Here is a 22262-nt window from a genome sequence, read left to right as displayed (position 1 = left end):
GTTGGACAGGCTGGCTGGTGCGCGCCCGCCTCGGAGGGACGCGGCGCCTTCGAAGAGGGGCGGCTCAGGGCGCGAGGAGGGCGTCGAGCTTCTCGTACCCCTCTCGCACGCCGTGCTCCATGCCGCTCGCGACGAGCCCGTCGCGCATCTCGAACGACTCGAGCAGGCTCGTGCTCGTCACTCGCGTGCGGCCTCCCTCGAGCGCCTCGAACACGATGGTCTCGAGGAGCACGCCGTCCGGAATCATCTCGAAGGTCTGCGTCTGCACGATGCGCTCGTTCTCCCGGACCTCGTGGAACGAGCCGTAGAAGGTCGCGATCTCCTCGCCGTCCTTGAGATTCACCCACCGGTAGGCGCCGCCCGTGGCCGCGTTCCAGTGGTCGATATTCGTCGAGACCTCGTGCGGGCCGACCCACTTCGTGAAGAGGTCGGGGTCGACGAATGCGCGGAACACGCGGTCCGGGGCGGCCTCGAACTCGCGGACGACGGAGACGTTCGGCACGTCTTCGCCAACCGTGACGGCGGTGTCGTTGGCTGATGTGGTGCTCATGATGTGGTTCCTTTCGCTGGTTCTGGTTCTGGTTCTGGTTCTGGTTCTGGTGCTGGTGCTGGGCGCTGCGTGGCGTCGTCCGGCAAGGTCTCGAGCAGCGCATCGAGTCGGCGGAACCGCGCCTCTGCGGCTGCCTGGTAGCGCTCGATCCACGCGGTCATGAGGCTGAGGACCTCGGCTTCGAGGTGCCGGGGTGCGCGGACCGCGCTGCTCGTGCGGGTGACGAGGCCCGAGTCCTCCAGGACGCGCAGGTGCTTCGAGATCGCCTGCACGGAAACGTCGTAGGGGGCTGCGAGCTCTCCGACGGTCGCGTCGCCGCTGGCGAGCCTCGCGACGATGTCGCGTCTCGTCGGGTCGGCAAGCGCTGCGAAGACGGGGGAGAGCGCGTCGGTGGTCATAGCTCCTCGACTTGTTTCGTCAACCGTGTGGTTGATGAAACCAGTGTGCGACGCGCGGGAGGCCTTGTCAACCCTTTGGTTGATGAACCTCAGGCTCGAAGGAGCTGGCGAGCCGCCTCGAGAGCGTCGCGTGCTGCATCGCCATCGACGCGGGCGATCGTCAGGGCGCCGACGACGGCCGCGGTCACGAGCGTGGCGGCGCCCTCAGCGAGGTCGAGGGCGCGGGTGCCGCGCGAGATCGCGCGCTCGAGCGTTGCTCGGTAGTCGGTGATCGAGGCGCGAATCTCCCGGTCTTCGGAGAGTGAGCTGGCGGCCGTCGCGAGCAGGAGGCAGCCGCGGACGTCGTCGCGGCGCCCTTGGGCTGCGACGGCAGCGGCGAGGCGAGCGAGGTAGTCGTCGAGCGCGGATGCGGGAGTCGGGTCCGCAAGCAGTGGTGCGAGCAGTGGGTGCACGACGTCGTCCAGGTAGCTCCGCACGCAGGCGTCGAAGAGGCCGCGCTTGCTGCCGAAGGTGTTGTAGATGCTCGATCGGCTCAGGCCAGTGGCGGCTTCGATGTCGCTCGTCGACGCGGAGTCGTAGCCACGGCGCCAGAAGAGGGTTCGTGCTCCGGCGATGGCATCTTGGCGGTCGAAGCTCATCGTGCGTGCCATGTGGCCTCCGATACTGTAACGTTCGTTGCAGAATACACCGATCCTGGAGCTGACATGCTTATCGCCGCCCTCGTCTTCGCTGCCCTCGCGGCGCTTGTCCACGTCTACATCTTCATCCTCGAGTCCGTCCGCTGGACGGCGGAATCGACGAGGAAGACCTTCGGCATCCCCTCCCTCGAGGTCGCCCAGACGACCAAGTCGATGGCCTACAACCAGGGCTTCTACAACCTCTTCCTCGCGATCATCGCCGGACTCGGCGTCATCCTCGCGATCGCGGGCAACAGCGTGGTCGGCGCGACGCTGATCTTCGCCGGTGCGGGCTCCATGCTGCTCGCCGCGCTCGTCCTGGTCACGAGCGACCGCACGAAGCTGCGCGCCGGCACCGTCCAGGGCAGCTTCCCGCTGCTCGCCGTGGTGCTGCTCGGCATCGCGGCGGCCACGGGAGCGCTCGCCGCCTGAGTCGAGCTGGGCTGACGGGCAAGACAAGCGGGTACGCTCGATCCATGCAGGAAGCGTCCCCAGCACAGCAGGCCACGATCGCCGTCATCACGGTCTCGGATCGGTCTTCGCGGGGCGAGCGCGAGGATCTCTCGGGTCCAGCGGCGCTCGAGGCGCTCGCCAGGCATGGCTACACGGCGGTGACGCTCAGCGTCGTCCCCGATGGAGCCACGGTCGTTCGTGACGCCATCGCCCACGCGGCGGACTCGGACGCACACATCATCCTCACCCTCGGCGGCACGGGTCTCTCGCCCCGCGACGAGACGCCGGAGGCCACCTGGCCCCTCATCACCCGCGAGCTTCCCGGCATCGCCGAAGCGCTGCGAGCGACAGCGCGCGACCGGGTCCCGACGGCCGTGCTGTCGCGCGGGCTCGCCGGCATCATCGACCGACCGGGGCGCGGAGCGCCGAGCCTCGTCGTCAACCTCGCCGGCTCACCTGGTGCGGCACGGGACGGCGTCGCGCTGCTAGCACCGCTCATCCCGCACATCCTGGACCAGCTCCGCGGCGGAGACCACGCTCCGTGAGTGCCAGCCCCCTCGCCCGAGTCACGAGCGACGAGCTGCTCCTCGCCGAGCACCTCGCCGCCGTCGAGGATCCCCACGCGGGCGCCGTCGTGACCTTCGTCGGCCAGATCCGGGACCATGACCCCGAAGCGAGCGGACGAGTCGTCTCGCTCGACTACACCGCGCATCCCGACGCCGAGCGAGTGCTCGAGAGCCTCGTCGCGCACCACGCCCGCGACGGCGTTCGGGTCGCCGTGAGCCACCGCATCGGACACCTCCGAGTGGGCGACATCGCCCTCATCGCCTGCGTCGCCAGCGCGCACCGCGGCGACGCCTACGAGGTGAGCCGGGCTCTCGTCGAGGCGGTCAAGGCCGAGGTGCCGATCTGGAAGCAGCAGCACGAGGCCGACGGCGCAACCTCCTGGGTGGGTCTGCCATGACCGGCGTCCCCGTCACGATCGCACGCCGCCCGAGGCTCGTGGAGCCGCAGCTCGAGCCGGCTCCCGGCGACCCGATCGTCGACAAGCACGGCCGGGTGCACCGCGACCTCCGCATCTCCCTCACCGACAAGTGCTCGCTGCGGTGCACGTACTGCATGCCGGCCGAGGGCGTCGAATGGCTGGCCAAGGCGAGCATCCTCTCCACCGAGCAGATCGTGCGCATCGCGCGGATCGCGGCGGCCTCCGGCATCACCACGTTCCGGCTTACCGGCGGTGAGCCGCTCCTGCGTCCCGATGTCGTCGACGTCGTGCGGCGCATCTCCGAGCTCCGGGGCCCGGATGGCCCCGTCCAGGTCGCGATGACCACCAACGGCATCCGCCTCCCGCAGATGCTTCCCGACCTCATCGACGCCGGCCTCGACAGGCTCAACATCTCCATCGACACCATCAGACGCGAGCGCTTCACGGCGCTCACGAGGCGAGACAAGCTCGATGAGGTGCTCATCGGCATCCGCGCCGCCCAGAACTCCTCCCTGCGGCCCCTCAAACTCAACGCTGTCGCGATGCGCGGCGTGAACGACGACGAGATCGTCGAGCTCGTGGAGTTCGCCATGGAGCACGACGCGCAGCTGCGCTTCATCGAGCAGATGCCGCTCGATGCCGGACACACCTGGGACCGCGCGCAGATGGTGACGCGCGAGGAGATCCTCGAGTCGCTCAGCGCGAGGTTCACGCTTGAGCCCGTGCCCGGCCGCGGCGGCGCCCCCGCCGAACGGTGGACGCTCGACGGCGGCCCGCACACGGTCGGCGTCATCGCCTCTGTCACGGCGCCCTTCTGCGGCAACTGCGATCGCCTGCGCCTCACCGCCGACGGTCAACTGCGCAACTGCCTGTTCTCGACGAGCGAGTACGACCTCATGCCGATCCTCCGAGCCGAGGCCGCCGGCTCAGGAGCCTCCGGCGCTGCGGCCGACAGCGCGGCAAGCGCCGCCGCGACGGATCTCGCGATCGACGGCCTGCTGCGCTCGTGCATCCACAACAAGCTGCCGGGGCACGCCATCAACGACCCGAGCTTCCTCCAGCCAGCTCGCGGGATGAACGCCATCGGCGGCTGACCACCCGGCGGTCGCTTCAGCCTCCCGCGAAGGGCGGCAGCACGTCGACGGATGCACCGGGTGCGATCGGTGCTTCGGCGTCGGAGGTGCGCACGCCGTCGATCAGGAACGAGCACCGGGAGAGCACCTCCGCGACGTGGACGTCGCCCGAGGGGTTGAGCGTGCGGACGAGCGCGGCCACCGTCGCTGCTTCGAGCGTGAAGTCGCTGCCGCCGACGGCCTCCGCCGCTCCGGCGAAGACGCGGACGCGGCTCGGGGCGCTCACGACTCCTGCTCCCAGGAGAGCGCGCGAGCCGTCACGAGCTCAGCGAGTCGGCTGAAGGCTTCGGGGGAGCCGGTGGCGGAGCTCCGCCGGCCGAGGGCGAGCCCGAGCGCGAAGGTCGTGAGGGGTGCCGCTGGCCTGGCGACGTTGTGCGCGACGTCCTTCGCGACGTCGAGGAGCGCTGCGATGTCGATCTCGTCGTCGATCTCGAGCACGCGCTTGGCCTCGGCGAGCCAGGCGTCGAGTGCTTCCGGTGGCAGGTGCTTGGGAGTTTCGGTCATGGTCTCTGGGCCCTTCCGTGAGCGGTCATGGTCTGCTGTGCGGCGCCAGCACGTCGACCGCCGCGTCGGCGCGTGCGGCCGCGAGCTGCTCTGGGGTGTCGATGTCGGCGCTGGCGCCGCGTCGGTCCGGCACCCGGGTCAGTGCGAGGGGCTCCAGGACGTGGCGGAGGGCCAGGCCATGGGCACCGGACGCTGCGGCCGCACGCTCGAGGGCGCGCTTGAGCGCCGTCGTGCGGTAGATGCCGGCAAGCCACTGCGGGCGTCCATCGCTATCGACGACCACGAATCCGTCGGGGCCGCCCACGGGTGCGCCATGTGCCGAGGCAGCCCCCACCGCCGAGGCAGATGGGGAGCCGTCCCCGTCAGTGTCAGCTTCAGGTTCAGACTCACCGTCCGACGCCTGCAGGCCCCGGCCGCTCGCCTCCGTGAGGAGCTCGACGAGCGCAGGAGCTCGTGGCAGGTCGCAGGCGAGCAGGAGCAGCCACGGCGCCGAGACGCTGGGGAGGGCGGCCGCGAGGCCAGCTGCCGGTCCGCCGAACAGGGGTTCCTCGCGGATCAGCTCGGCGGGTGTCTGCACGGCGAGTGCACCGACCACGAGGGTACGGATCGCGCCGGCGTCGTGAGCCGCGCCGACCGCGACGTCGATGAGGCGCCTGCCCCCGACCTCGAGGTCGCCCTTGCTGACGCCACCGAGACGGGAGCCGCGGCCACCCGCGAGGATGACCGCATCGAGACCCGGGGTCGGGCGGCGGCTGCGCGGCGGCTGCGCTACTGCTCGCGCTTCCACGGCCCCGACTTCCCGCCCGTCTTCGCGATGAGCTTGATGTCTCCGATCGTGACCGACTTGTCGATGCCCTTGACCATGTCGACCAGCGCGAGCGCTGCGACCGAGACGGCAGTGAAGGCCTCCATCTCGACGCCGGTGCGGTCGGCGGTGCGCACCGTCGCCGTGATGAGCACGCCGTCGCCTCGCAGCTCGAGATCGACGGTGGCGCCGTGGACGCCGATGATGTGGGCGAGCGGCAGGAGCTCAGCGCACTTCTTCGCGCCCTGGATGCCGGCGATGCGCGCCACGGCGAACGCGTCTCCCTTCGGCACCGCATCGTTGGTGAGTGCCTCGAGCACGTCGGCGCCGCAGTAGACCATGCCGGATGCCGTCGCGGCACGCACCGTCGGCTGCTTCTCGGTGACGTCGACCATCCGTGCGTGGCCGGCTGCGTCGAGGTGCGTGAAGTTCGTCATGGTCAGAGTCTGGCATCCACGTCCGACATCAGGCGGACCACCTGCACGACGTCGCCCTCTTCGACCCGCTCGACACGCGCATCCACGATGGCGTAGCCGTTCGCGTCGGCGAGGCTGCCCACGAGGTGCGAACCCGATCCCCGAGCGGCGGCCGGCGAGACCACGACCCCCGAGTCGGTGGTGCGGATGCGCGCGGGCAGGTACTGGCGGCGCCCGGGCGGTGTGCGCCAGCCGGTCTCGGCGCGCGCGCTCAGGCGCGGGTCCTCGACGACGGAGGCTCCCTGCAGGGCGCGCAGGCACGGCCGGACGAAGACGAGGAACGACACCCAGGCGCTGACGGGGTTGCCGGGGAGGCCGAAGACGAGTGGGCCGAGCTCGCCCTCGCCGACCCACGGCTCGGCGAGGCGACCGAAGCCCTGTGGCTTGCCCGGCTGCATCGCGACCTTCTCGAAGCGCACCTGGCCGCCGGGGGAGAGGAGCTCCTTGACGGGGTCGTAGGCGCCCATGCTCACGCCGCCCGTCAGCACGATCACGTCGCAGCGGCCTGCGAGCGCCTGCAGCGCCGCCTCCAGTTCGGCGACCTCGTCGGAGACTCGGATGACGTCGACGAGCTCGCTCCCGTGCTCGATGGCCAGGGAGGAGATGAGGAGCGAGTTCGAGTCGGGGATCTGCCCGCGCTCGAGCGCCTCGCCTGGTGCGACGAGCTCGCTTCCTGTGGCGATCACGGCGACGCGTGGGCGTCGCGCGACGGAGACCGTGCCGTACCCGGCCGAGGCCAGTGCGGAGAGGGCCTCGGCGCTCCCGCGCGACCCCGCGGTGACGAGCGGGTCTCCCGGCTGGCGGTCCTCGCCGGCCGAGCGGATGTGCACGCCGCGCTTGGCCGAGGCGGTGATGCTCACCCGCCGCTCGCCGCCGTCGGTCGCCTCGACGGGCACGATCGCGTCGGCGTCCGCCGGGACGGGGGCGCCCGTCATGATGCGGGCGGCCTGTCCGCTCGCGAGCGAGGGGTCGGAGGCGGTGCCCGCCGGAAGGTCTGCGACGACGTCGAGGACCACCGGCGACTCGGGGCTCGCTGCGGCCACGTCGTCGGAGCGGACCGCGTAGCCGTCCATGGCCGAGTTCGTCCAGGGTGGCAGTGCGTATCGCGACACGAGGCTCTCCGCCAGGTACCTGCCGTGGGCTGCTGCCAGCGGAACGGTATCGCTCGGAAGCTGGCGGGACTCGCCCAGCACGCGTGCAAGCTGCGTCTCGACCTCGATCATGCCCGTGCCCCCGTTTGCGACGCATCCGCGCCGAGCGTGCCGCTGGACGCTCGCAGCACCTGCAGCTGAGGTGTCTGCACCACTCGCACGTCGAAGCCGTGCGGCGCGAGGAGCAGCGCCGCCCGCCTGGCCCTCGCGGCGGAGACGCAGTAGAGGTTGAACGGGGCATCCGACGTGCTGGCGTGCCCAGCCTCGAGCCCGAGGAGCCGCGCCCTCAGCACGTCCGGCTCGCGCTCGAGCTGGAGCAGCTCGCTGAGCGGCAGCGAAGAGGCACCTGGGAGCGCATCGACGGCGTATTCGTCCGGCTCGCGCACGTCGATCAGCCGGCCGTGCGAGTCCCGAACCGGATCGAAGTCGAGCGGGGCCAGCCTCGCCTGCGGGGCTGCTCGGTCCTCCTCCGGTGCGGGGGATGCTGTCTGCGACGTCGAGTATGCCGCCGACGGGGCCGAGGCGCCCGCCACGTGGTCACGGGCGGCGTGATCGGCCGCCCGGAGCGGGACCTCGGAGACGCGCATCGTGAGCGCCTCGACGACGAGGAGCCTGCCGAGGAGCACGTCGCCGATCCCGGTGATGAGCTTGATCGCCTCGGTCGCCATCATCGAGCCCACGACGCCGCAGAGCGCGCCGAGCACACCCGCCTCGGCACACGACGGCACCGAGCCCTCCGGCGGCGGCTCGGGGAACACGTCGCGCAGGGTGACGCCCTCCGCGGGCGCCGGCGGCGTCGACCAGAACACCGTGAGCTGCGCGTCGAAGCGCAGCACGGAGCCCCACACGAGCGGCAGGCCGAGGCTCGTGCACGCGTCGGCGACGGCGTAGCGCGTCGGGAAGTTGTCGGCACCGTCGAGCACGAGGTCGTAGCCGCCGAGGATGCGCTCGGCGTTCGCGCCATCGAGGCGCTCGTCGTGCTCGACAACCGTCACGTCCGGCGCGAGCCGCCGGAGGCTGCGGGCCGCGCTCGCGGTCTTGCGAGCGCCGACGTCGTCGATGCCGTGGATGACCTGCCGGTGCAGGTTGCTCGGCTCGACCGCATCCGCGTCGATGACCCCGATCGTGCCGACTCCCGCGGCCGCGAGGTACTGCAGGGCCGGAGCGCCGAGGCCCCCGGCTCCCAGGACCGCGACCCGGCTGGCGGCGAGGCGGCGCTGCCCGATCTCGCCGAGCTCGGGCAGGCGGCGCTGTCGAGCGGTTCGGGCGAGCTCGTCGCCCCGGAGCTCTGGGGACGGTTCGACAAGCGGTGCGAGGCGCATGGCGTCACCCTACCGCCGTATCCCGCGCAGCCAACCGGCAGCCGACCCTGCCCGGGTTCGCCTCGCCCTCGCGACGCCCGCGACGCCCGCCGACCAGAGCTGACTTGTGGTCGCTACCCGCGAAGAATGACGACCACAAGTGCGCTCTCGGCAGGAATGGTGGGCGGGCGCGGACGCGCGCGGCGAGCTAGCATGATCGCGTGGGTCGGATCACGGTGCGACGGAGCGTCACACGGCTGAGCCTCGGGAAGCCCCCGAGCAGGAAGGCCGACTTCCTCGCGGCCGAAGAGCCCCTCGAGATCCGCGTCGGCGGACAGCAGCTGGCGATCACGATGCGCACCCCGGGCAACGACTTCGAGCTCGCAGCAGGCTTCCTCGTCTCCGAGGGCGTCATCTCGCGCGGCGAGCAGTTCCGCTCGGCGATGTACTGCGCCGGTGCCGACGGGAGCGCGGATGGTCTCAACACCTACAACGTGCTCGACGTCCGCCTGTCCGCTGAGACCCCGCCACCTGACCCCGACCTCGCGCGCAACTTCTACACCACGAGCTCCTGCGGGCTCTGCGGCAAGGCGAGCATCGACGCCGTCGAGCTGACCTCGAGCTACGACGTGGCCCGCGACCCCGTCACGCTCCAGGCGGCTCGGCTCGTCACGTTCCCCGACAAGCTCAGGGAACAGCAGGAGGTGTTCGAGAAGACCGGCGGCCTGCACGCGGCGGCGCTCTTCGACGCCGCGACCGGCGACCTCCTCGTGCTGCGCGAGGACGTCGGACGGCACAACGCCGTCGACAAGGTCGTCGGCTGGGCGGTGCAGAACGACCGGCTCCCGCTGACCGGGACGGTGCTGCAGGTGTCGGGCCGATCGAGCTTCGAGCTCGTCCAGAAGGCGAAGATGGCGGGCATCCCCATCCTCGCGGCCGTCTCAGCCCCCTCATCGCTCGCCGCCGACCTCGCCGAGGCCAGCGGCATGACCCTCATCGGGTTCCTCCGCGGAGAGTCGATGGTCATCTACTCGCGCCCCGACCGCATCGTGGCCGCCGAGGAAGCAGCGCTCGACGTGGAGACGGCGCTCGACTCGGAAACCGACGCCGACGCCGAGGCAGACGCAGACGCTGACGCAGAGGCCGGTGCGGGGGCATGGAGCTAGCGAGCTGGGAGAGCTTCTTCGTCGCGACGGTGGGCGCCGGCGCCGCGCTCGCGGGCCTCATCATCGTCGCCATGTCCGTCAACGTCGCGACCATCATCGCGATCGAGAGCATGCCGTCCAGGGCCGGGGCCACCATCGCCTCGCTGCTCCTCATCGTCATCGTCGGCGCGGCCGGTCTCATCCCCGCCATCAGCCTTCCGGATTTCGGCGCAGTGACGCTCGTCTTCACCCTCGTCGTGGCCGCGCTGTACTGGCGCACAAGCGTCATCGGCTTCAGGACCCCTCACGGGCACCTGCGGGATCACGTGCTGCGCGCGCTCTGGAGCATCCTCCAGCTGCTGCCCATGATCGTCGGAGCAGTGCTCGCCCTCGGGGCATCGGAAGAGGCCTTGTACTGGGTCGCTGCGGGCTTCCTCCTCACCTTCGCCGGGGCGACGCTCAACGCGTGGGTGCTGCTCGTCGAGATCCTGCGCTGACTGTCCTGCGAGCGCGCATCAGCGGCCCGGCAAGCGCAGCTGCGGTTCCCACCAGAGCACGGGCCACGCACATGCGGGAGCGCGTGAGAAGATGCCCGCATGGCAGAACAGCGATACCGGGTCAGCGAGGCCGCATCGCTCCTCGGGGTCAGCGACGACACCGTTCGTCGCTGGGGTGCGAGCGGCCGCCTCGACCTGCAGGGAGACGCCGGCGCGAAGACCGTCGCGGGCGCTCAGCTCGCGGCCCTCGCCAAGGAACTCGCCGACAGCGACGCCAGAGCCGACTCGGGCGAGCTGCCGCCCGCATCCGCCCGCAACCGGATGCGAGGCATCGTCACCAAGCTGACGCTCGACACCGTCATGGCCCAGGTCGAGGTGCAGGCGGGCCCCTTCAGAATCGTGTCGCTCGTGTCACGCGAGGCCGTCGACGAGCTCGGCCTCGAGGTGGGGAGCCTCGTCGTGGCCAGCGTGAAGGCGACGAACGTGGGAATCGAAGGAGTGCACAGTGCCTAGGAAGCGGAGAGCAAGAACGCTCCGGTCCGTCGCCGCCGCCCTCGGGATCCTCGTCCTTGGCGCGCTCGCAGGGTGTGCTCCGATGACAGCCCCGACTGGGCCTTCCGGCGAGGCATCCGTGTCTCCATCACCCAGCGAGACCGGCCCGACCGGCAACGTCACCGTGTATGCCGCGTCCTCGCTCACCGAGACGTTCACGCAGCTTGCGGGGGAGTTCGAAGCGGAGCACCCCGGCGTCACCGTGACCCTGAACTTCGGGGGCAGCACGACGCTCGCCGACGAGATCGTGGCGGGCAGCACTCCCGTCGACGTGTTCGCCTCCGCCGACGACGCGACGATGAAGACGGTCGTGGATGCCGGACTCGTCGAATGGACCCCCGCGACGTTCACCCGCAACGCGCTGGTCATCGTGACGCCAAAGGGCAACCCGGCCGGTGTCACGGGCCTCAAGGACTTCGCCGACCCCACGCTGAAGATCGCCGTCTGCGCCGCGAAGGTTCCCTGCGGCGCCGCGAGCGCCAAGCTCTTCGAGCAGAACGACATCGTTCCGAAGCCCGACACCAAGGAGAGCGACGTCAAGGAGGTGCTCTCGAAAGTGCGCCTCGGCGAGGCCGATGCAGGACTCGTCTACGCGAGCGACGCGAAGGCCGCGGCGAGCGAGGTCACGGCCATCGAGTTCCCCGAGGCGCTCGACGCGGTCAACAACTACGGCATCGTCCCGCTCAAGGCCGCGCCCAATCCGGAGGCGGCCGCCGCCTTCACCGAGTTCATCCTCACGGCGAGAGGCGTCGAGGTGTTCGATGAGGCCGGCTTCCTCAGCCTGACGTGAGCGACGCGCCGGGGAATGCGGAGAGCGGTCACCGCGTTAACCCCGACCGTGCGGGCATGCCCGCACGCCAAGATCTGAACCTCTCAAGGAGTACTGTGACCGACTCGCGCACCGCGACCCGCGACGCCGAACCGACCCCAGCTGAGTCCGCATCCGCGGGCGCAGCCGCCTCCACGAGCGAGCTCGGCGCGGACCCGCGCACTCGCTTCGTGATCCCACTCCTGCTCGTCTCCGCGTTTGTCGTCATCCTCAACGAGACGATCATGGGCGTGGCCCTGCCCGCCCTCAACGCCGACCTCGGCATCCCGCTGGCGACCGGCCAGTGGCTCACGACCGCCTTCATGCTGGTCATGGCCGTCGTCATCCCCATCACGGGCTTCCTGCTGCAGCGGTTCCACGTGCGCCAGGTGTTCATGGCAGCGATGATCCTCTTCTCGCTCGGAACGCTGCTCTGCTTCCTCGCGCCCGGCTTCGAGGTCCTGCTCCTCGGCCGCATCGTGCAGGCCTCCGGTACCGCCATCATGATGCCGCTGCTCATGACGACCGTGCTCAACATGGTCCCGCCGGAGCGTCGTGGCCGCACGATGGGCAACATCTCCATCGTCATCTCGGTCGCACCCGCTATCGGACCGACGGTCTCCGGCCTCATCCTGCAGGTCTTCGAGTGGCGCTGGATGTTCGGCTTCGTCCTCCCGATCGCCATCGTCGCGCTCGTCCTCGGAGCCCTGTTCATCAAGAACGTCACCGAGCCGCGCCAGGCGAAGATCGACGTGCTCTCCGTCATCCTCTCCGCCTTCGCGTTCGGCGGCCTCGTCTACGGCTTCTCCGGGCTCGGCGAGAGCTCGGCGACGGCCGTCGTCCCCGCGTTCGTCCCGATCCTCGTCGGCGTGCTCGCGCTCGGCGCATTCATCTGGCGCCAGATCGCGCGGCAGAAGACGGACTCCGCGCTCCTCGACCTGCGCGTCTTCACGAGCCGCCAGTTCACGGTGTCGCTCATCCTCCTCGCGGTGAGCTTCATGTCGCTGTTCGGCACGATCATCCTGCTGCCCATCTACATGCAGGAGGTGCTCGGCTACGACACTCTCCGCGCCGGCCTCACCCTGCTGCCCGGTGGCCTCACGATGGGTCTGCTCGCGCCGTTCGTCGGCCGTCTCTTCGACCGGTTCGGCACCAAGCCGCTCATCATCCCCGGCTCGCTCGTCGTGAGCACGGCGATCTGGGGCATGACGATGCTCGGCGAGAACTCCGAGCAGTGGATGGTCATCGCCGCCCACGTCACTCTCTCGATCGGCCTCGCGCTCATGTTCACGCCGCTCATGACCAGCGCGCTCGGCGACCTGCCCAAGTCGAGGTACTCGCACGGCTCCGCCGTCGTGACCACGGCGCAGCAGCTGGCCGGAGCCGCAGGCACGGCGATGTTCGTCGTCGTCATGGCCAACTCGACGCTCGCGGCGGCCGGTGAGGGCCTCGCCCCCGTCTCGGCGGAGGCGCAGGGCATCCACTCTGCCTTCCTCGTGGGCGCGTGCATCTCGCTCGTCACCATCGTCGGCACGTTCTTCGTGAAGTCGACGCCGAAGCGCGCCGACGCGGAGATCCCGATGGGTCACTGAGCCTGCTCAGCAGACGGAGGGCCCGGCACCAGAGACTTCTGGCGCCGGGCCCTCCGTTCGTCCGGCCTCGGACGCTCTTCCTGTCGAGATTTGCGAAGATGGGGAGTCGAACATCCACCGAGCTGAGGAGCGACCATGGCTGACGCGCCCGAGATCGTCGAGAAGTCCATCACCTTCGAGGCCGCACCGGAGCGGCTCTGGAGCATGCTCACGGAGCAGGAGTCGTTTGCGAGCTGGTACGCGTTCGGTGGCGCGACGATCGAGGCAGAGCCCGGGGGAGTGCTCGCCGTGCACTGGCCGGAGCACGGCACGTTCCGCGGCGAGGTCACGCTCGTGGAGTCGCCTCGTCGCTTCGGCTACCGCCTCGCCGCGGTGCCGGAGGAGGACCCGCAACCGCAGAACAGCACCGTCGTCGAGTTCACGATCGAGCCAGCAGACGGCGGGTCGGCGCTGACCGTGCGCCATTCGGGCTTCGAGGAGCTCGAAGGGCTCGCCGCGGATTCGACCTCGGCCGAGATCGAGACGATGGCCTGGACGGCGGCGCTGCCGCTGCTGCGAGAGGCGCTCGGCGAGGCCCCTGCGGAGGAGATCCCGCTGCTCTGATCCCGCTGCTTGACCTGATCCAGCTGCTGGGTGACAGGCGCGCCATCGTGCCTGGACTCAGCAGAAGTTACGGGCTCGAAACATGGGCGTCACGTGCTCGGAAACGAGCAACCGTAGTTTCGCACTAGACAACGCATGATGTCGTGAGCGAAACTTCTCGGAGTCGCAACGACGCGACCACGAAAGGTTTTCACATGACCGACGTCGACCCCACCCTCGAGATGTCAGACGGCGCCTTCCACCGCCTCCTCGGCCCTGAGGCCGAACCCGGCTTCCTCGCCGACTCCGAGCTGCCCGCCTACTGGGGCCGCAAGTGGGGTGCGCAGGACGAGGTCGGACGCCTCCGCACCATCATGATGCGCCGCCCCAGCGCCGGCCTCGAAGCCGTCGAGAAGGCGGGGGAGTCGACCTGGATGCCCGAGATCGGCGCCTACGTCGACCCGGACCGCCGCTGGTACTGGTCTGGCCGCGAGTTCCCCGACCTCGAGAAGCTGCACAGCGAGTTCGACAGCTTCGTGAAGGTGCTCGAAGACAACGAGGTCGAGGTCGTCATGGCCCCCGACCTCGCCCCCAGCTTCACGAAGTCGGTCTTCACCCGCGACCCGCTCGTCACGATCCCCGGCGGCGCGATCATCGGCCGCCTCGCACCGCGCATGCGGCGAGGCGAGGAGCAGTCGATCACCCAGACCGTTGCGGCCCAGGGCATGCCGATCCTCGGCACGATCACGGGCACGGGCCTCGTGGAGGGCGGCAGCTTCATCAAGGTGCGCCCCGACCTCGCGTTCTTCGGCACCTCCGTGCGCTGCAACGTCGAGGGGTACCGTCAGCTCAGGAACATCCTCGAGGAGCAGGGCATCGAGCTCGTCCACTCGCAGATGCCCGGCTACCAGATCCACCTCGACCTGTGCTGCGCCATGCTCGACGACGACCTCGCGCTCGTGAACTCGCGCATCGCGCCATACGACTTCCTCGACGCGCTCTGGAAGCTCGGCATCGAGACCGTCGACGTCGCACCGCAGGAGGACTGGGCCTGCAACCTCCTCACGCTCGACCGCCGCAAGCTGCTCTTCCCCTCGCACCTGCCGCGCACGGCGGAACTCCTCAACTCGAAGTACGGCGTGGAGATCATCCCCGTCACCTACCGCGAGATCAACAAGAACGGCGGCGGGCTGCACTGCTCGACCATGGAACTCCAGAGGGACTGGTAAGCGATGTCAGAGAAGGTCACCGGCGGGGAGCTCGTCATCCGAACGCTCGAGGCGCTCGGCGCTGAGCGAGTGGTCGGGCTGCCCGGCCAGCACGCTCTGCCCATGTTCGACGCGCTCGGCGACTCGTCGCTCGACTACCTCGGCGCGCGGGTCGAGAACAACGCCGCGTTCATGGCGGATGGGCACGCACGCGTCACCGGAACCGTCACCCCGCTGCTGCTCTCGGCCGGCCCCGGAGCGCTGACGGCGCTTCCCGGACTGCAGGAGGCGGCGACGGCGAGCTCTCCCGTGCTGCTCATCTCGGCGCAGGTGCCGACCCCCGGTATCGGCGGCCAGGCTCACGGCTACCTGCACGAGCTGCGCGACCAGGAGTCGCACTTCCGCGGCATCGCCAAGGGCACGTGGAGCATCCGCTCGGTCGACCAGATCGTGCCGACCCTCGTCGACGCGTGGCGTACGGCGCAGAGCGCCCCCGCTGGCCCCGTCTACGTCGAGGTGCCGCACGACGTGCAGCAGGCGAGCGTCGAGCTCGCGGACGGGCAGCTCGGCGGCCTCGCTGCGGAGGCGTACGCGCTCGCTCCTGAGGCTACGGGGGCGCAGCTCGACGCCGTCGCGAGGCTCCTCGCCGAGTCCTCCACGCCGCGCATCTACGCGGGCGGCGGCGTCGTCCGCTCCGGCGCCGGGGAACTGCTCGAGCAGCTCGCCGAGCAGCTGCAGGCCCCCGTCGTCACGACCTACGGCGGGCGCAGCGCCTTCCCGTGGGCGCATCCGCTCTCGGCCGAGGGGTGGATCGAGGACATCGCGACCACCGAGTTCCTCGAAGCCGCCGACGTGCTGCTCGTCGTGGGCACGGGCCTGAGCGAACTCTCGTCGAACTACTTCCGACTCGCCCCGACGGGCACCGTCATTCACATCGACGCCGACGCGCGTGTGCTCGGCGCGAACCACGAGGGCACGATCACGCTCCGCTCCGATGCGGGCCTGGCGCTGCAGGGAGTCCTCGACCGCCTCCGCGCGAGCGAGCTCGGGGAGCGAGCGAATGCGCGCCCCGCCATCGACGAGCTCCTCGCGACCGTGCGCGGCAGGCTCGACGCGCAGCCCCTCGCCACGGAGCGGCAGCTCATGGACACCCTGCGCTCGGCCATCCCCGACGAGGTCGCGACCTTCTGGGATATGACGATCAGCGCCTACTGGGCTTGGTCGGCGTGGGATGCGCGCGGCGGCGTGTACGAGAACGGGCAGTGCGGCGGGCTCGGCTTCGGGCTGCCGGCGGCCATCGGCGCCTCCTTCGCGTCCCGCTCGCGCGAGACGCCGAACGGCGCCCCCGTCGTCGCGATCTCCGGCGACGGCGGAGGGCTCTACGGTGTCGCCGAGCTGTCCACACTCGCGCAGTCGCAGCTCAGCGTGACCTGGCTCGTCGTCGACGATGGCGGCTATGGGGTGCTGCGCGGCTACATGAACGAGGCCTACGGGCGGGCCACGGCGACCGAGCTCACGGGCCCCGACTACCTGGCGGTGGCGCGTGCGTTCGGCATCGAGTCGAGGGCCGTGGAGCTGGACACGCTCGCCGACCAGCTCGCCGCGAGCATCCGCACCCCCGGGCCCCGCGTGCTCGTGCTGCCCGCCACCCTCGAGCTGTTCGAGGCGACCCACACGGACCGGCCGGCGGTCCACCGATGAGAGCCCTGCCCGTCGTGCCGCGCAACGAGCCCGCCGCCATCGGCGGCAGGCTCCGGTCGGTGCGCCAGCTTCGCCAGATGACGATCGAGCAGCTCGCCAGCGCGACGGGGCTCAGCAAGAGCTTCCTCAGTCGTGTCGAGCGCGACCAGACGTCGCCGAGCGTCTCCACGCTCGTGCTGCTCTGCGACGTGCTCAACATCGAGGTCGGCGAGCTCTTCAGCGCACCGGATGCGCAGCTCGTCCGCTTCGACGACGCACCGCAGATCAACCTCGGCGGCACCAACGTGTACGAGCGCCTGCTCAGCCCCCGCAACGACCCGCGCTTCCAGGTCGTGCGCTCCCGCGTCGACGCCGGCATGTCCGGAACCGGCGGGGAGGAGCTGTACTCCGTGAACTGCGAGGTCGATTTCCTGCACGTGCTGCGCGGGTCGATCACGGTGGTGCTCGCCTCCGAGACGTGGGAACTCGAATCCGGGGACTCGATAACGCTCGACGGTCGTGAGCCGCACACGTGGCACACGCGCGACTCGACAGAGGGGGTCGAGCTCCTCTGGGTGCTCGCCCCTGCCGCGTGGGGAGGCACGACCTGACCTTGCCCGACCCACTACTGTCGTTCACCGGCACAGACCGAGCGATCGCTCGGCACGTAACGCCCTTGTAAACCCTGCGTGACTTGGCGCCTCCGGCGGCAAGTTGCCTCCTAGATTACGCATGTTGCCTACAGATGATCACTGCTGGTGATCAAGAGAAGGAGAAATTCACATGGCATCCAAGAAGCTCATGAAGGCGGGCCTGGCTGGCGCCTCGTTCGTCGCCCTCACCGCACTGCTCGCCGGATGCTCGTCCGGTGACGCGCCGGAGGCCGACGTCTCCGAGGTCGCCGTCGACGAGGCGGCCGTCGCGCTCCTCCCGCAGGAGATCGCCGACGCCGGCACCCTCACGGTCGGCACCGAGGCGTACTACCCGCCCTACGAGTACCTCGACGCCGACGGCGCCACCGTCATCGGCCTCGACATGGACCTCATCAAGGCCGTCGGGCAGAAGCTCGGCCTCGAGGTCCAGATCGAGAACGTCGCATTCGACACGCTCCTCCCGTCGCTCGACACGGCACGCTACGACGTCGTCGTCGCCGCCATGACCGACACCCCCGAGCGCCAGGAGAACTACGACTTCGTCGACTACTTCAACGCCGGCCAGGGCATCGTCGTCGCAGAGGGCAACCCGGAGGGCATCACCGCCGAGGCAGATCTCTGCGGCAAGGCCGTCTCCGTGCTCCGCGACTCCGCGCAGCAGGGCATCCTCGAAGCCTTCAACACCGACATCTGCGCATCGAGCCCCATCGAGATCTCCGCGCAGGCCACCGACAACGACGCCCTCATCCAGGTGCAGTCCGGCCGCGCAGCAGCGTCGGTCAGCCAGTACCCGGTCGCGAGCTACAACGTCGAGCAGGCAAGCGGCTTCGAGCTCGCCAACGAGGAGCCCTTCCAGCCAGAGCCCCTCGGCATGGCGGTCGCGAAGGACAACCAGCTGAGCGCAGCCATCCAGGCGGCGGTCCAGTCCCTCATCGACGACGGCACCTACACCGAGATCCTGACCTCCCACGGTCAGGAAGGCGGAGCCGTCGAGGAAGTCACGATCAACGGCGCCGAATAGGCCCCGCGGAGACTGACGAACAACAACGGAGCTGAAGAACAGTGAACACCTCGACCGGCCCCTCCACGGGCGCGACGGGAGCGGTCACCACCGCCCCCGCCGCGCCCGCGGCCGACGCCCCCAAAATCGTCCCGCTGCGGCACTACGGCCAATGGATCTTCGCCGCGATCGTGCTCCTCTTCCTCGCGAAGCTCGTCTACGACGTCGCGACGGGATCGAGCATCCGCTGGGAGAAGGTCGGCTCGAGAGTCTTCGCAGAGGCCATCATGCAGGGCCTCCTCATCACCATCATGCTGACCGTGGTGAGCATGATCCTCGGCATCATCGGCGGCATCACCCTCGCCGTCATGCGCATCTCCAGCAACGGGGTGCTTCGCGCCATCTCGAGCGGATTCGTCTGGATCTTCCGCGGGACGCCGATCCTGGTGCAGATCCTCATCTGGTTCAACCTCGCGCTGTTCTTCCCGCAGATCGACCTGATCTTCATCCAGCTCGACACCAACGCCCTGATCCTGCCGCTCACCGCGGCCGTCCTCGGCCTCGCGGCCAACGAATCCGCCTACATGTCGGAGATCATCCGCGGCGGCATCATCTCCATCGACCCGGGCCAGAAGGAGGCGGCGGAGGCGCTCGGCATGACGCAGGGCAAGATCATGTTCCGCATCATCCTCCCGCAGGCGCTGCGCTCCATCGTGCCGCCCATGGGCAACGAGCTCGTCACGCTCCTCAAGGAGACGTCGCTCGTGTCGGTGATCGGCGCTGGAGACCTCCTCACGAGAGCCCAGCAGATCGGCGCCGCCGACTTCAGCCGCATGGAGATGCTGCTCGTCGCGAGCATCTGGTACCTGATCCTCACCTCGATCGCGAGCATCGGCCAGGGATTCCTCGAGCGCAAGCTCGGCAAGTCCCGCGGCTTCACGACCCCGGAACCCGTGTGGAAGCGAGTGCTCACCTCGATTCTGCCCAACCGCAGGTCTGCAGGAACAAGCAGAGAGGCAATCCGCTGATGCCCGCATCCGCATCCACCGCACCCATGATCGAGCTGCGCAACGTCGCGAAGTCGTTCGGCAGCGTCGAAGTGCTCAAGGACATCTCGCTCGACGTGCACGCCGGCGAGGTCGTCAGCATCCTCGGTCCGTCAGGCTCCGGAAAGTCGACGCTCCTGCGCTGCCTCAACCACCTCGAGACCGCCGACCGCGGCGTCATCAGGGTGGCGGGGGAGCCCGTCGGCTACAAGGAGAAGAACGGCAAGCTCTACGAGCTGCGGCCGAACGAGATCGCGAAGCGCCGTCGCGACATCGGCATGGTCTTCCAGCGCTTCAACCTGTTCCCGCATATGACGGCGATCGAGAACATCATCGAATCGCCTGTGCAGATCCTCGGACACAAGAAGTCGGCGGCCATCGCGGCCGCCAAGGAGCTGCTTGAGCAGGTCGGCCTCGCCGACAAGGGCGACAACTACCCGTCGCAGCTGTCCGGCGGGCAGCAGCAGCGGGTCGCGATCGCCCGTGCGCTCGCCATGAAGCCCAGCGTGCTGCTCTTCGACGAGCCAACCTCGGCACTCGACCCGGAGCTCGTCGGCGAGGTGCTGCAGGTCATGACGAAGCTCGCCAAGGAGGGCATGACCATGGTCGTCGTCACGCATGAGATCGGCTTCGCGCGCGATGTCTGCGACCGTGTCGTGTTCATGGACGGCGGCGTCATCGTCGAGGAGGGCGCCCCGGAGGACGTCATCCAGAACCCCAGGCACGAACGCACGAAGCGCTTCCTGGCGCGCGTGCTCAAGTGAGCGAGCTGACATGACACGACCGCTGGTCATCTTCACCGACACGACCGACCTCTCGCAGGAGCCCGCCTCGAGGCTCCTGCGGGAAGCGGGCTACGCAACCGCCCACCTCGAGCTGCCGACTTCACCGGGGCCCGACGCGGTCGTGCCCCGTGAGCACCTCGCCGCCGTCGCCGCGGTCGTCGGCTACGCCCGCATCACCGCGGACGTGCTCGCGCAGCTCCCATCGCTCCGGCTCCTCGCGACGAGCTCCGTCGGCACCGACATGATCGACGCGGATGCGGCGGCCGCCAGAGGCGTGAAGATCGTGACCCTCGCGGGGGTCGCGACGGAGGAGGTCGCGGCGCACGCGCTCACGCTGCTGCTCGCCGCCGAGCGCTCCCTGCTGCGGAGCCTGCAGCTCGTGCGCAGCGGAGAGTGGACGGACGAGGCCACCGAGCGCCTGCACGTGCCGCGACGCCTCAGCACGCTCACGCTCGGTCTTGTCGGGCTCGGCCGCATCGGCGGCAGGCTCGCCGAGATCGCGCGCCCCAGCTTCGGTCGCATCCTCGCCTTCGACCCCTACGCGCAGGCGGCACCGGACGGCGTCGAGCTCGTCGGCTCACTCGAGGAGCTCCTGCGCTCCTCCGACTCGCTGAGCCTCCACCTGCCGCTCACCCCCGAGTCGAGGGGCATCATCGGCGCCGAGGCGCTCGCCCTCCTGCCGGATGGCGCCGTCGTCGTCAACGTCTCGCGGGCGGGCCTCGTCGACGAGGCCGCCGTTCAGGCCGCCCTGGCTGACGGCTCCCTCCGCACCTATGCCGCCGACGTCCTCGACGGGGAGCCCCCGCATCCGAGCGATGCCATGCGCGCCGACCCCGGCGCGCTCATCACTCCGCACACGGCCTGGTGGTCGGACGCGGCACTCGCCGGCTACGAATCGCAGCCAGCGCTCAACATCATCGCCGAGCTCGGCGCACCAGCCGACCCCACCGGGAGCACTTCATGACAGACAAGCCCGGCCTGCCGCACGCGCAGGCAGACGCCACAGCATCCACCCCCGCCGCCGCGCACGAGAGCTTCCTGAGCGACTTCGACACGATGGGCGAATTCGGGGCGACGGGGCACGGCGGCGTCGACCGCCAGGCCGCGAGCGACGCCGACAACGAGCAGCGCCGCTGGTTCCAGGCGCTGCTCGAAGGGCGCGGCTTCACCGTCGAGTACGACCGGATCGGCAACCAGTTCGGCCTGCTCGAGCTCGTCCCCGGTGCGCCGTTCGTGCTCATCGGCTCGCACATGGACTCGCAGCCGACCGCCGGCAAGTACGACGGCGCCTACGGCGTGCTCGCCGCGGCGCACGCGGCGTTCCGCATCGCCGACGAGACAGCCGCCGGCGGCATCGACGGCGTGAAGTACAACGTCGCCGTCGTCAACTGGTTCAACGAGGAGGGCTCGCGTTTCGTGCCCTCCATGATGGGATCCTCCGTCTACACCGGCGTGCTGCCGCTCGAGAAGGCCCTCGCCGTCCGCGACAAGGCCGGCATCAGCGTCGAGGAGGCGCTGCGGCCCACCGGCTTCCTCGGCGAGGGCACCGGCCCCGTCGCGGCACTGTGCGCTGAGATCCACATCGAGCAGGGTCGCCTGCTCGAGAACGCTGGCACGACCATCGGACTCGTCACCGCGACCTGGGCCGCCAGCAAGTACCGGGTCGTCGTCAAGGGCGAGCAGGCCCACTCGGGGGCGACCGTCATGGAAGACCGCAAGGATGCGCTGTACGGCGCCTCCCTGCTCGTGGTCTTCGCCCGCGAGCTCACCGACCGCTTCCCCGGCAAGCTGCACACGGCCGTCGGGCAGCTCGACGTCTACCCGAACTCGCCCGTCGTCGTCGCGAGCGAGGTGACGCTGCTGCTCGACCTGCGCAGCGACGACGAAGCCCTGCTCGCCGAGGCGAACGCCCTCCTGGACGCGCGCTTCGCGGAGATCGAGGCGAAGGCCCAGGTTGAGATCGAGCGCACCCTGTCGCACTCGTGGGACGTCAACCCGTACCAGCCAGCCGGCGTCGATCTGGCCCGCTCCGTCGCCGAGGAACTCGGTCTCTCGAACGACGAGATCATGACCGTGGCCGGCCACGACTCGACGAACATGAAGGAGCTCGTGCCGACGGTCATGCTGTTCGTGCCCTCCGTCGACGGCATCTCGCACAACGAGGGGGAGTACACAGAGCCCGCCGACCTCGTCGCCGGCCTCGATGTCCTCACCGGAGTCGTGCGGCGCCTCGTCACCGGCCACCTCTCCTGACCCGCCTGCCATCCGGCCCCTCCCTGCC

At 69.8% G+C, this 22262-nt stretch carries 27 protein-coding genes; 18 read left to right on the top strand and 9 right to left on the bottom strand.

The features are described 5' to 3' along the window. Window positions 1-64 precede the first annotated feature (64 nt). From C5E10_RS09390 to C5E10_RS09380, 3 genes are all read right to left on the bottom strand, one after another. On the bottom strand, window positions 65-550 hold the full coding sequence (locus C5E10_RS09390) for an SRPBCC family protein (protein WP_104331423.1): 486 nt from the start codon (window positions 548-550) through the stop codon (window positions 65-67). After that, on the bottom strand, window positions 547-948 hold the full coding sequence (locus C5E10_RS09385) for a helix-turn-helix transcriptional regulator (protein ID WP_104331422.1): 402 nt from the start codon (window positions 946-948) through the stop codon (window positions 547-549). The genes C5E10_RS09390 and C5E10_RS09385 overlap by 4 nt, the downstream gene beginning before the upstream one ends. A gap of 89 nt (window positions 949-1037) precedes the next feature. Beyond that, on the bottom strand, window positions 1038-1598 hold the full coding sequence (locus C5E10_RS09380; RefSeq protein ID WP_104331421.1) for a TetR/AcrR family transcriptional regulator: 561 nt from the start codon (window positions 1596-1598) through the stop codon (window positions 1038-1040). Between the two features lie 54 nt (window positions 1599-1652). Between C5E10_RS09380 and C5E10_RS09375 the strand changes: the two genes are divergently transcribed. Genes C5E10_RS09375 through moaA form a run of 4 tightly spaced genes read left to right on the top strand, consistent with a single transcriptional unit; the run spans window position 1653 to window position 4157 of the window. Continuing rightward, window positions 1653-2057, top strand: a complete 405-nt coding sequence (locus C5E10_RS09375; protein WP_104331420.1) for a DUF1304 domain-containing protein — start codon at window positions 1653-1655, stop codon at window positions 2055-2057. A 44-nt stretch (window positions 2058-2101) separates the two neighbouring features. Beyond that, window positions 2102-2623, top strand: coding sequence for a molybdenum cofactor biosynthesis protein B (locus C5E10_RS09370; RefSeq protein ID WP_104331419.1), 522 nt, complete (start codon window positions 2102-2104; stop codon window positions 2621-2623). Beyond that, entirely contained in the window at window positions 2620-3042 is a 423-nt protein-coding gene (locus tag C5E10_RS09365; protein ID WP_104331418.1) for a molybdenum cofactor biosynthesis protein MoaE, read from the top strand. Before C5E10_RS09370 ends, C5E10_RS09365 begins: the two co-directional genes overlap by 4 nt. Continuing rightward, entirely contained in the window at window positions 3039-4157 is a 1119-nt protein-coding gene (gene moaA / locus C5E10_RS09360) for a GTP 3',8-cyclase MoaA (RefSeq protein ID WP_104331417.1), read from the top strand. Before C5E10_RS09365 ends, moaA begins: the two co-directional genes overlap by 4 nt. A 16-nt stretch (window positions 4158-4173) precedes the next feature. Here moaA and C5E10_RS09355 read toward each other — a convergent pair whose 3' ends face one another. The 6 genes from C5E10_RS09355 to C5E10_RS09330 are packed head-to-tail and all read right to left on the bottom strand — an operon-like array spanning window position 4174 to window position 8454. Then, on the bottom strand, window positions 4174-4422 hold the full coding sequence (locus C5E10_RS09355) for a MoaD/ThiS family protein (protein ID WP_104331416.1): 249 nt from the start codon (window positions 4420-4422) through the stop codon (window positions 4174-4176). After that, complete coding sequence (locus C5E10_RS09350) at window positions 4419-4700, bottom strand: DUF6457 domain-containing protein (RefSeq protein ID WP_104331415.1); 282 nt, start codon at window positions 4698-4700, stop codon at window positions 4419-4421. Before C5E10_RS09350 ends, C5E10_RS09355 begins: the two co-directional genes overlap by 4 nt. A 25-nt stretch (window positions 4701-4725) precedes the next feature. Further along, window positions 4726-5487 carry a molybdenum cofactor guanylyltransferase gene (locus tag C5E10_RS09345; protein ID WP_104331414.1) on the bottom strand — a complete coding sequence of 254 codons (762 nt, stop codon included), beginning with the start codon at window positions 5485-5487 and terminating at the stop codon, window positions 4726-4728. Beyond that, window positions 5469-5942, bottom strand: a complete 474-nt coding sequence (gene moaC, locus C5E10_RS09340) for a cyclic pyranopterin monophosphate synthase MoaC (RefSeq protein WP_104331413.1) — start codon at window positions 5940-5942, stop codon at window positions 5469-5471. The genes C5E10_RS09345 and moaC overlap by 19 nt, the downstream gene beginning before the upstream one ends. 2 nt (window positions 5943-5944) lie before the next feature. Further along, on the bottom strand, window positions 5945-7204 hold the full coding sequence (glp, locus tag C5E10_RS09335) for a gephyrin-like molybdotransferase Glp (RefSeq protein ID WP_104331412.1): 1260 nt from the start codon (window positions 7202-7204) through the stop codon (window positions 5945-5947). Further along, window positions 7201-8454 (bottom strand): ThiF family adenylyltransferase, encoded by a 1254-nt coding sequence (locus tag C5E10_RS09330; protein ID WP_104331411.1) that lies wholly within the window; start codon window positions 8452-8454, stop codon window positions 7201-7203. Before C5E10_RS09330 ends, glp begins: the two co-directional genes overlap by 4 nt. Window positions 8455-8654: 200 nt before the next feature. Here C5E10_RS09330 and fdhD point away from each other — a divergent pair, with 200 nt between their 5' ends. The 14 genes from fdhD to C5E10_RS09260 all read left to right on the top strand — a co-directional run bounded on the left by fdhD (window position 8655) and on the right by C5E10_RS09260 (window position 22234). Further along, window positions 8655-9599: a formate dehydrogenase accessory sulfurtransferase FdhD gene (fdhD, locus tag C5E10_RS09325; protein ID WP_104331410.1), complete on the top strand. Its 945-nt coding sequence runs from the start codon at window positions 8655-8657 to the stop codon at window positions 9597-9599. Then, window positions 9590-10075: a hypothetical protein gene (locus C5E10_RS19140; RefSeq protein ID WP_181062711.1), complete on the top strand. Its 486-nt coding sequence runs from the start codon at window positions 9590-9592 to the stop codon at window positions 10073-10075. Before fdhD ends, C5E10_RS19140 begins: the two co-directional genes overlap by 10 nt. A gap of 99 nt (window positions 10076-10174) precedes the next feature. Continuing rightward, the gene (locus tag C5E10_RS09315; RefSeq protein WP_104331408.1) at window positions 10175-10588 is read left to right on the top strand and encodes a molybdopterin-binding protein; all 414 of its coding nucleotides are present in this window, start codon (window positions 10175-10177) and stop codon (window positions 10586-10588) included. A 118-nt stretch (window positions 10589-10706) separates the two neighbouring features. Continuing rightward, window positions 10707-11417 carry a molybdate ABC transporter substrate-binding protein gene (gene modA / locus C5E10_RS09310; RefSeq protein ID WP_219820344.1) on the top strand — a complete coding sequence of 237 codons (711 nt, stop codon included), beginning with the start codon at window positions 10707-10709 and terminating at the stop codon, window positions 11415-11417. Between the two features lie 56 nt (window positions 11418-11473). Further along, on the top strand, window positions 11474-13027 hold the full coding sequence (locus C5E10_RS09305; protein ID WP_104331406.1) for an MDR family MFS transporter: 1554 nt from the start codon (window positions 11474-11476) through the stop codon (window positions 13025-13027). Window positions 13028-13162: 135 nt separating this feature from the next. Continuing rightward, window positions 13163-13630 carry an SRPBCC domain-containing protein gene (locus C5E10_RS09300; protein WP_104242204.1) on the top strand — a complete coding sequence of 156 codons (468 nt, stop codon included), beginning with the start codon at window positions 13163-13165 and terminating at the stop codon, window positions 13628-13630. A gap of 194 nt (window positions 13631-13824) precedes the next feature. Further along, window positions 13825-14838, top strand: coding sequence for a dimethylarginine dimethylaminohydrolase family protein (locus C5E10_RS09295; RefSeq protein ID WP_104331405.1), 1014 nt, complete (start codon window positions 13825-13827; stop codon window positions 14836-14838). A 3-nt stretch (window positions 14839-14841) separates the two neighbouring features. Next, window positions 14842-16518 carry a thiamine pyrophosphate-binding protein gene (locus C5E10_RS09290; RefSeq protein WP_104331404.1) on the top strand — a complete coding sequence of 559 codons (1677 nt, stop codon included), beginning with the start codon at window positions 14842-14844 and terminating at the stop codon, window positions 16516-16518. Beyond that, on the top strand, window positions 16515-17108 hold the full coding sequence (locus tag C5E10_RS09285; protein ID WP_104242199.1) for a helix-turn-helix domain-containing protein: 594 nt from the start codon (window positions 16515-16517) through the stop codon (window positions 17106-17108). The genes C5E10_RS09290 and C5E10_RS09285 overlap by 4 nt, the downstream gene beginning before the upstream one ends. 172 nt (window positions 17109-17280) lie before the next feature. Then, on the top strand, window positions 17281-18171 hold the full coding sequence (locus C5E10_RS09280; RefSeq protein ID WP_104242197.1) for an ABC transporter substrate-binding protein: 891 nt from the start codon (window positions 17281-17283) through the stop codon (window positions 18169-18171). Window positions 18172-18212: 41 nt separating this feature from the next. After that, window positions 18213-19178 (top strand): amino acid ABC transporter permease, encoded by a 966-nt coding sequence (locus C5E10_RS09275; RefSeq protein WP_104242195.1) that lies wholly within the window; start codon window positions 18213-18215, stop codon window positions 19176-19178. After that, complete coding sequence (locus tag C5E10_RS09270; protein ID WP_308471710.1) at window positions 19178-19960, top strand: amino acid ABC transporter ATP-binding protein; 783 nt, start codon at window positions 19178-19180, stop codon at window positions 19958-19960. Before C5E10_RS09275 ends, C5E10_RS09270 begins: the two co-directional genes overlap by 1 nt. Before the next feature lie 10 nt (window positions 19961-19970). Continuing rightward, complete coding sequence (locus C5E10_RS09265) at window positions 19971-20945, top strand: NAD(P)-dependent oxidoreductase (protein ID WP_104331403.1); 975 nt, start codon at window positions 19971-19973, stop codon at window positions 20943-20945. After that, entirely contained in the window at window positions 20942-22234 is a 1293-nt protein-coding gene (locus C5E10_RS09260; RefSeq protein ID WP_104331402.1) for a M20 family metallo-hydrolase, read from the top strand. Before C5E10_RS09265 ends, C5E10_RS09260 begins: the two co-directional genes overlap by 4 nt. Window positions 22235-22262: the final 28 nt, after the last annotated feature.

Origin of the sequence: Pseudoclavibacter sp. RFBG4 (genome assembly GCF_002931515.1) — a bacterium.
Classification (GTDB): Bacteria; Actinomycetota; Actinomycetes; order Actinomycetales; family Microbacteriaceae; genus Pseudoclavibacter.
This window is presented reverse-complemented; position numbering and strand designations above follow the sequence as displayed.

Coding starts and splice junctions, on each gene's coding strand:
- C5E10_RS09390 (WP_104331423.1), bottom strand. CDS start 550: ATGAGCACCACATCAGCCAACGACACCGCCGTCACGGTTGGCGAAGAC.
- C5E10_RS09385 (WP_104331422.1), bottom strand. CDS start 948: ATGACCACCGACGCGCTCTCCCCCGTCTTCGCAGCGCTTGCCGACCCG.
- C5E10_RS09380 (WP_104331421.1), bottom strand. CDS start 1,598: ATGGCACGCACGATGAGCTTCGACCGCCAAGATGCCATCGCCGGAGCA.
- C5E10_RS09375 (WP_104331420.1), top strand. CDS start 1,653: ATGCTTATCGCCGCCCTCGTCTTCGCTGCCCTCGCGGCGCTTGTCCAC.
- C5E10_RS09370 (WP_104331419.1), top strand. CDS start 2,102: ATGCAGGAAGCGTCCCCAGCACAGCAGGCCACGATCGCCGTCATCACG.
- moaA (WP_104331417.1), top strand. CDS start 3,039: ATGACCGGCGTCCCCGTCACGATCGCACGCCGCCCGAGGCTCGTGGAG.
- C5E10_RS09350 (WP_104331415.1), bottom strand. CDS start 4,700: ATGACCGAAACTCCCAAGCACCTGCCACCGGAAGCACTCGACGCCTGG.
- moaC (WP_104331413.1), bottom strand. CDS start 5,942: ATGACGAACTTCACGCACCTCGACGCAGCCGGCCACGCACGGATGGTC.
- glp (WP_104331412.1), bottom strand. CDS start 7,204: ATGATCGAGGTCGAGACGCAGCTTGCACGCGTGCTGGGCGAGTCCCGC.
- C5E10_RS09330 (WP_104331411.1), bottom strand. CDS start 8,454: ATGCGCCTCGCACCGCTTGTCGAACCGTCCCCAGAGCTCCGGGGCGAC.
- C5E10_RS19140 (WP_181062711.1), top strand. CDS start 9,590: ATGGAGCTAGCGAGCTGGGAGAGCTTCTTCGTCGCGACGGTGGGCGCC.
- C5E10_RS09315 (WP_104331408.1), top strand. CDS start 10,175: ATGGCAGAACAGCGATACCGGGTCAGCGAGGCCGCATCGCTCCTCGGG.
- C5E10_RS09305 (WP_104331406.1), top strand. CDS start 11,474: ATGCCCGCACGCCAAGATCTGAACCTCTCAAGGAGTACTGTGACCGAC.
- C5E10_RS09300 (WP_104242204.1), top strand. CDS start 13,163: ATGGCTGACGCGCCCGAGATCGTCGAGAAGTCCATCACCTTCGAGGCC.
- C5E10_RS09295 (WP_104331405.1), top strand. CDS start 13,825: ATGACCGACGTCGACCCCACCCTCGAGATGTCAGACGGCGCCTTCCAC.
- C5E10_RS09290 (WP_104331404.1), top strand. CDS start 14,842: ATGTCAGAGAAGGTCACCGGCGGGGAGCTCGTCATCCGAACGCTCGAG.
- C5E10_RS09285 (WP_104242199.1), top strand. CDS start 16,515: ATGAGAGCCCTGCCCGTCGTGCCGCGCAACGAGCCCGCCGCCATCGGC.
- C5E10_RS09280 (WP_104242197.1), top strand. CDS start 17,281: ATGGCATCCAAGAAGCTCATGAAGGCGGGCCTGGCTGGCGCCTCGTTC.
- C5E10_RS09270 (WP_308471710.1), top strand. CDS start 19,178: ATGCCCGCATCCGCATCCACCGCACCCATGATCGAGCTGCGCAACGTC.
- C5E10_RS09265 (WP_104331403.1), top strand. CDS start 19,971: ATGACACGACCGCTGGTCATCTTCACCGACACGACCGACCTCTCGCAG.
- C5E10_RS09260 (WP_104331402.1), top strand. CDS start 20,942: ATGACAGACAAGCCCGGCCTGCCGCACGCGCAGGCAGACGCCACAGCA.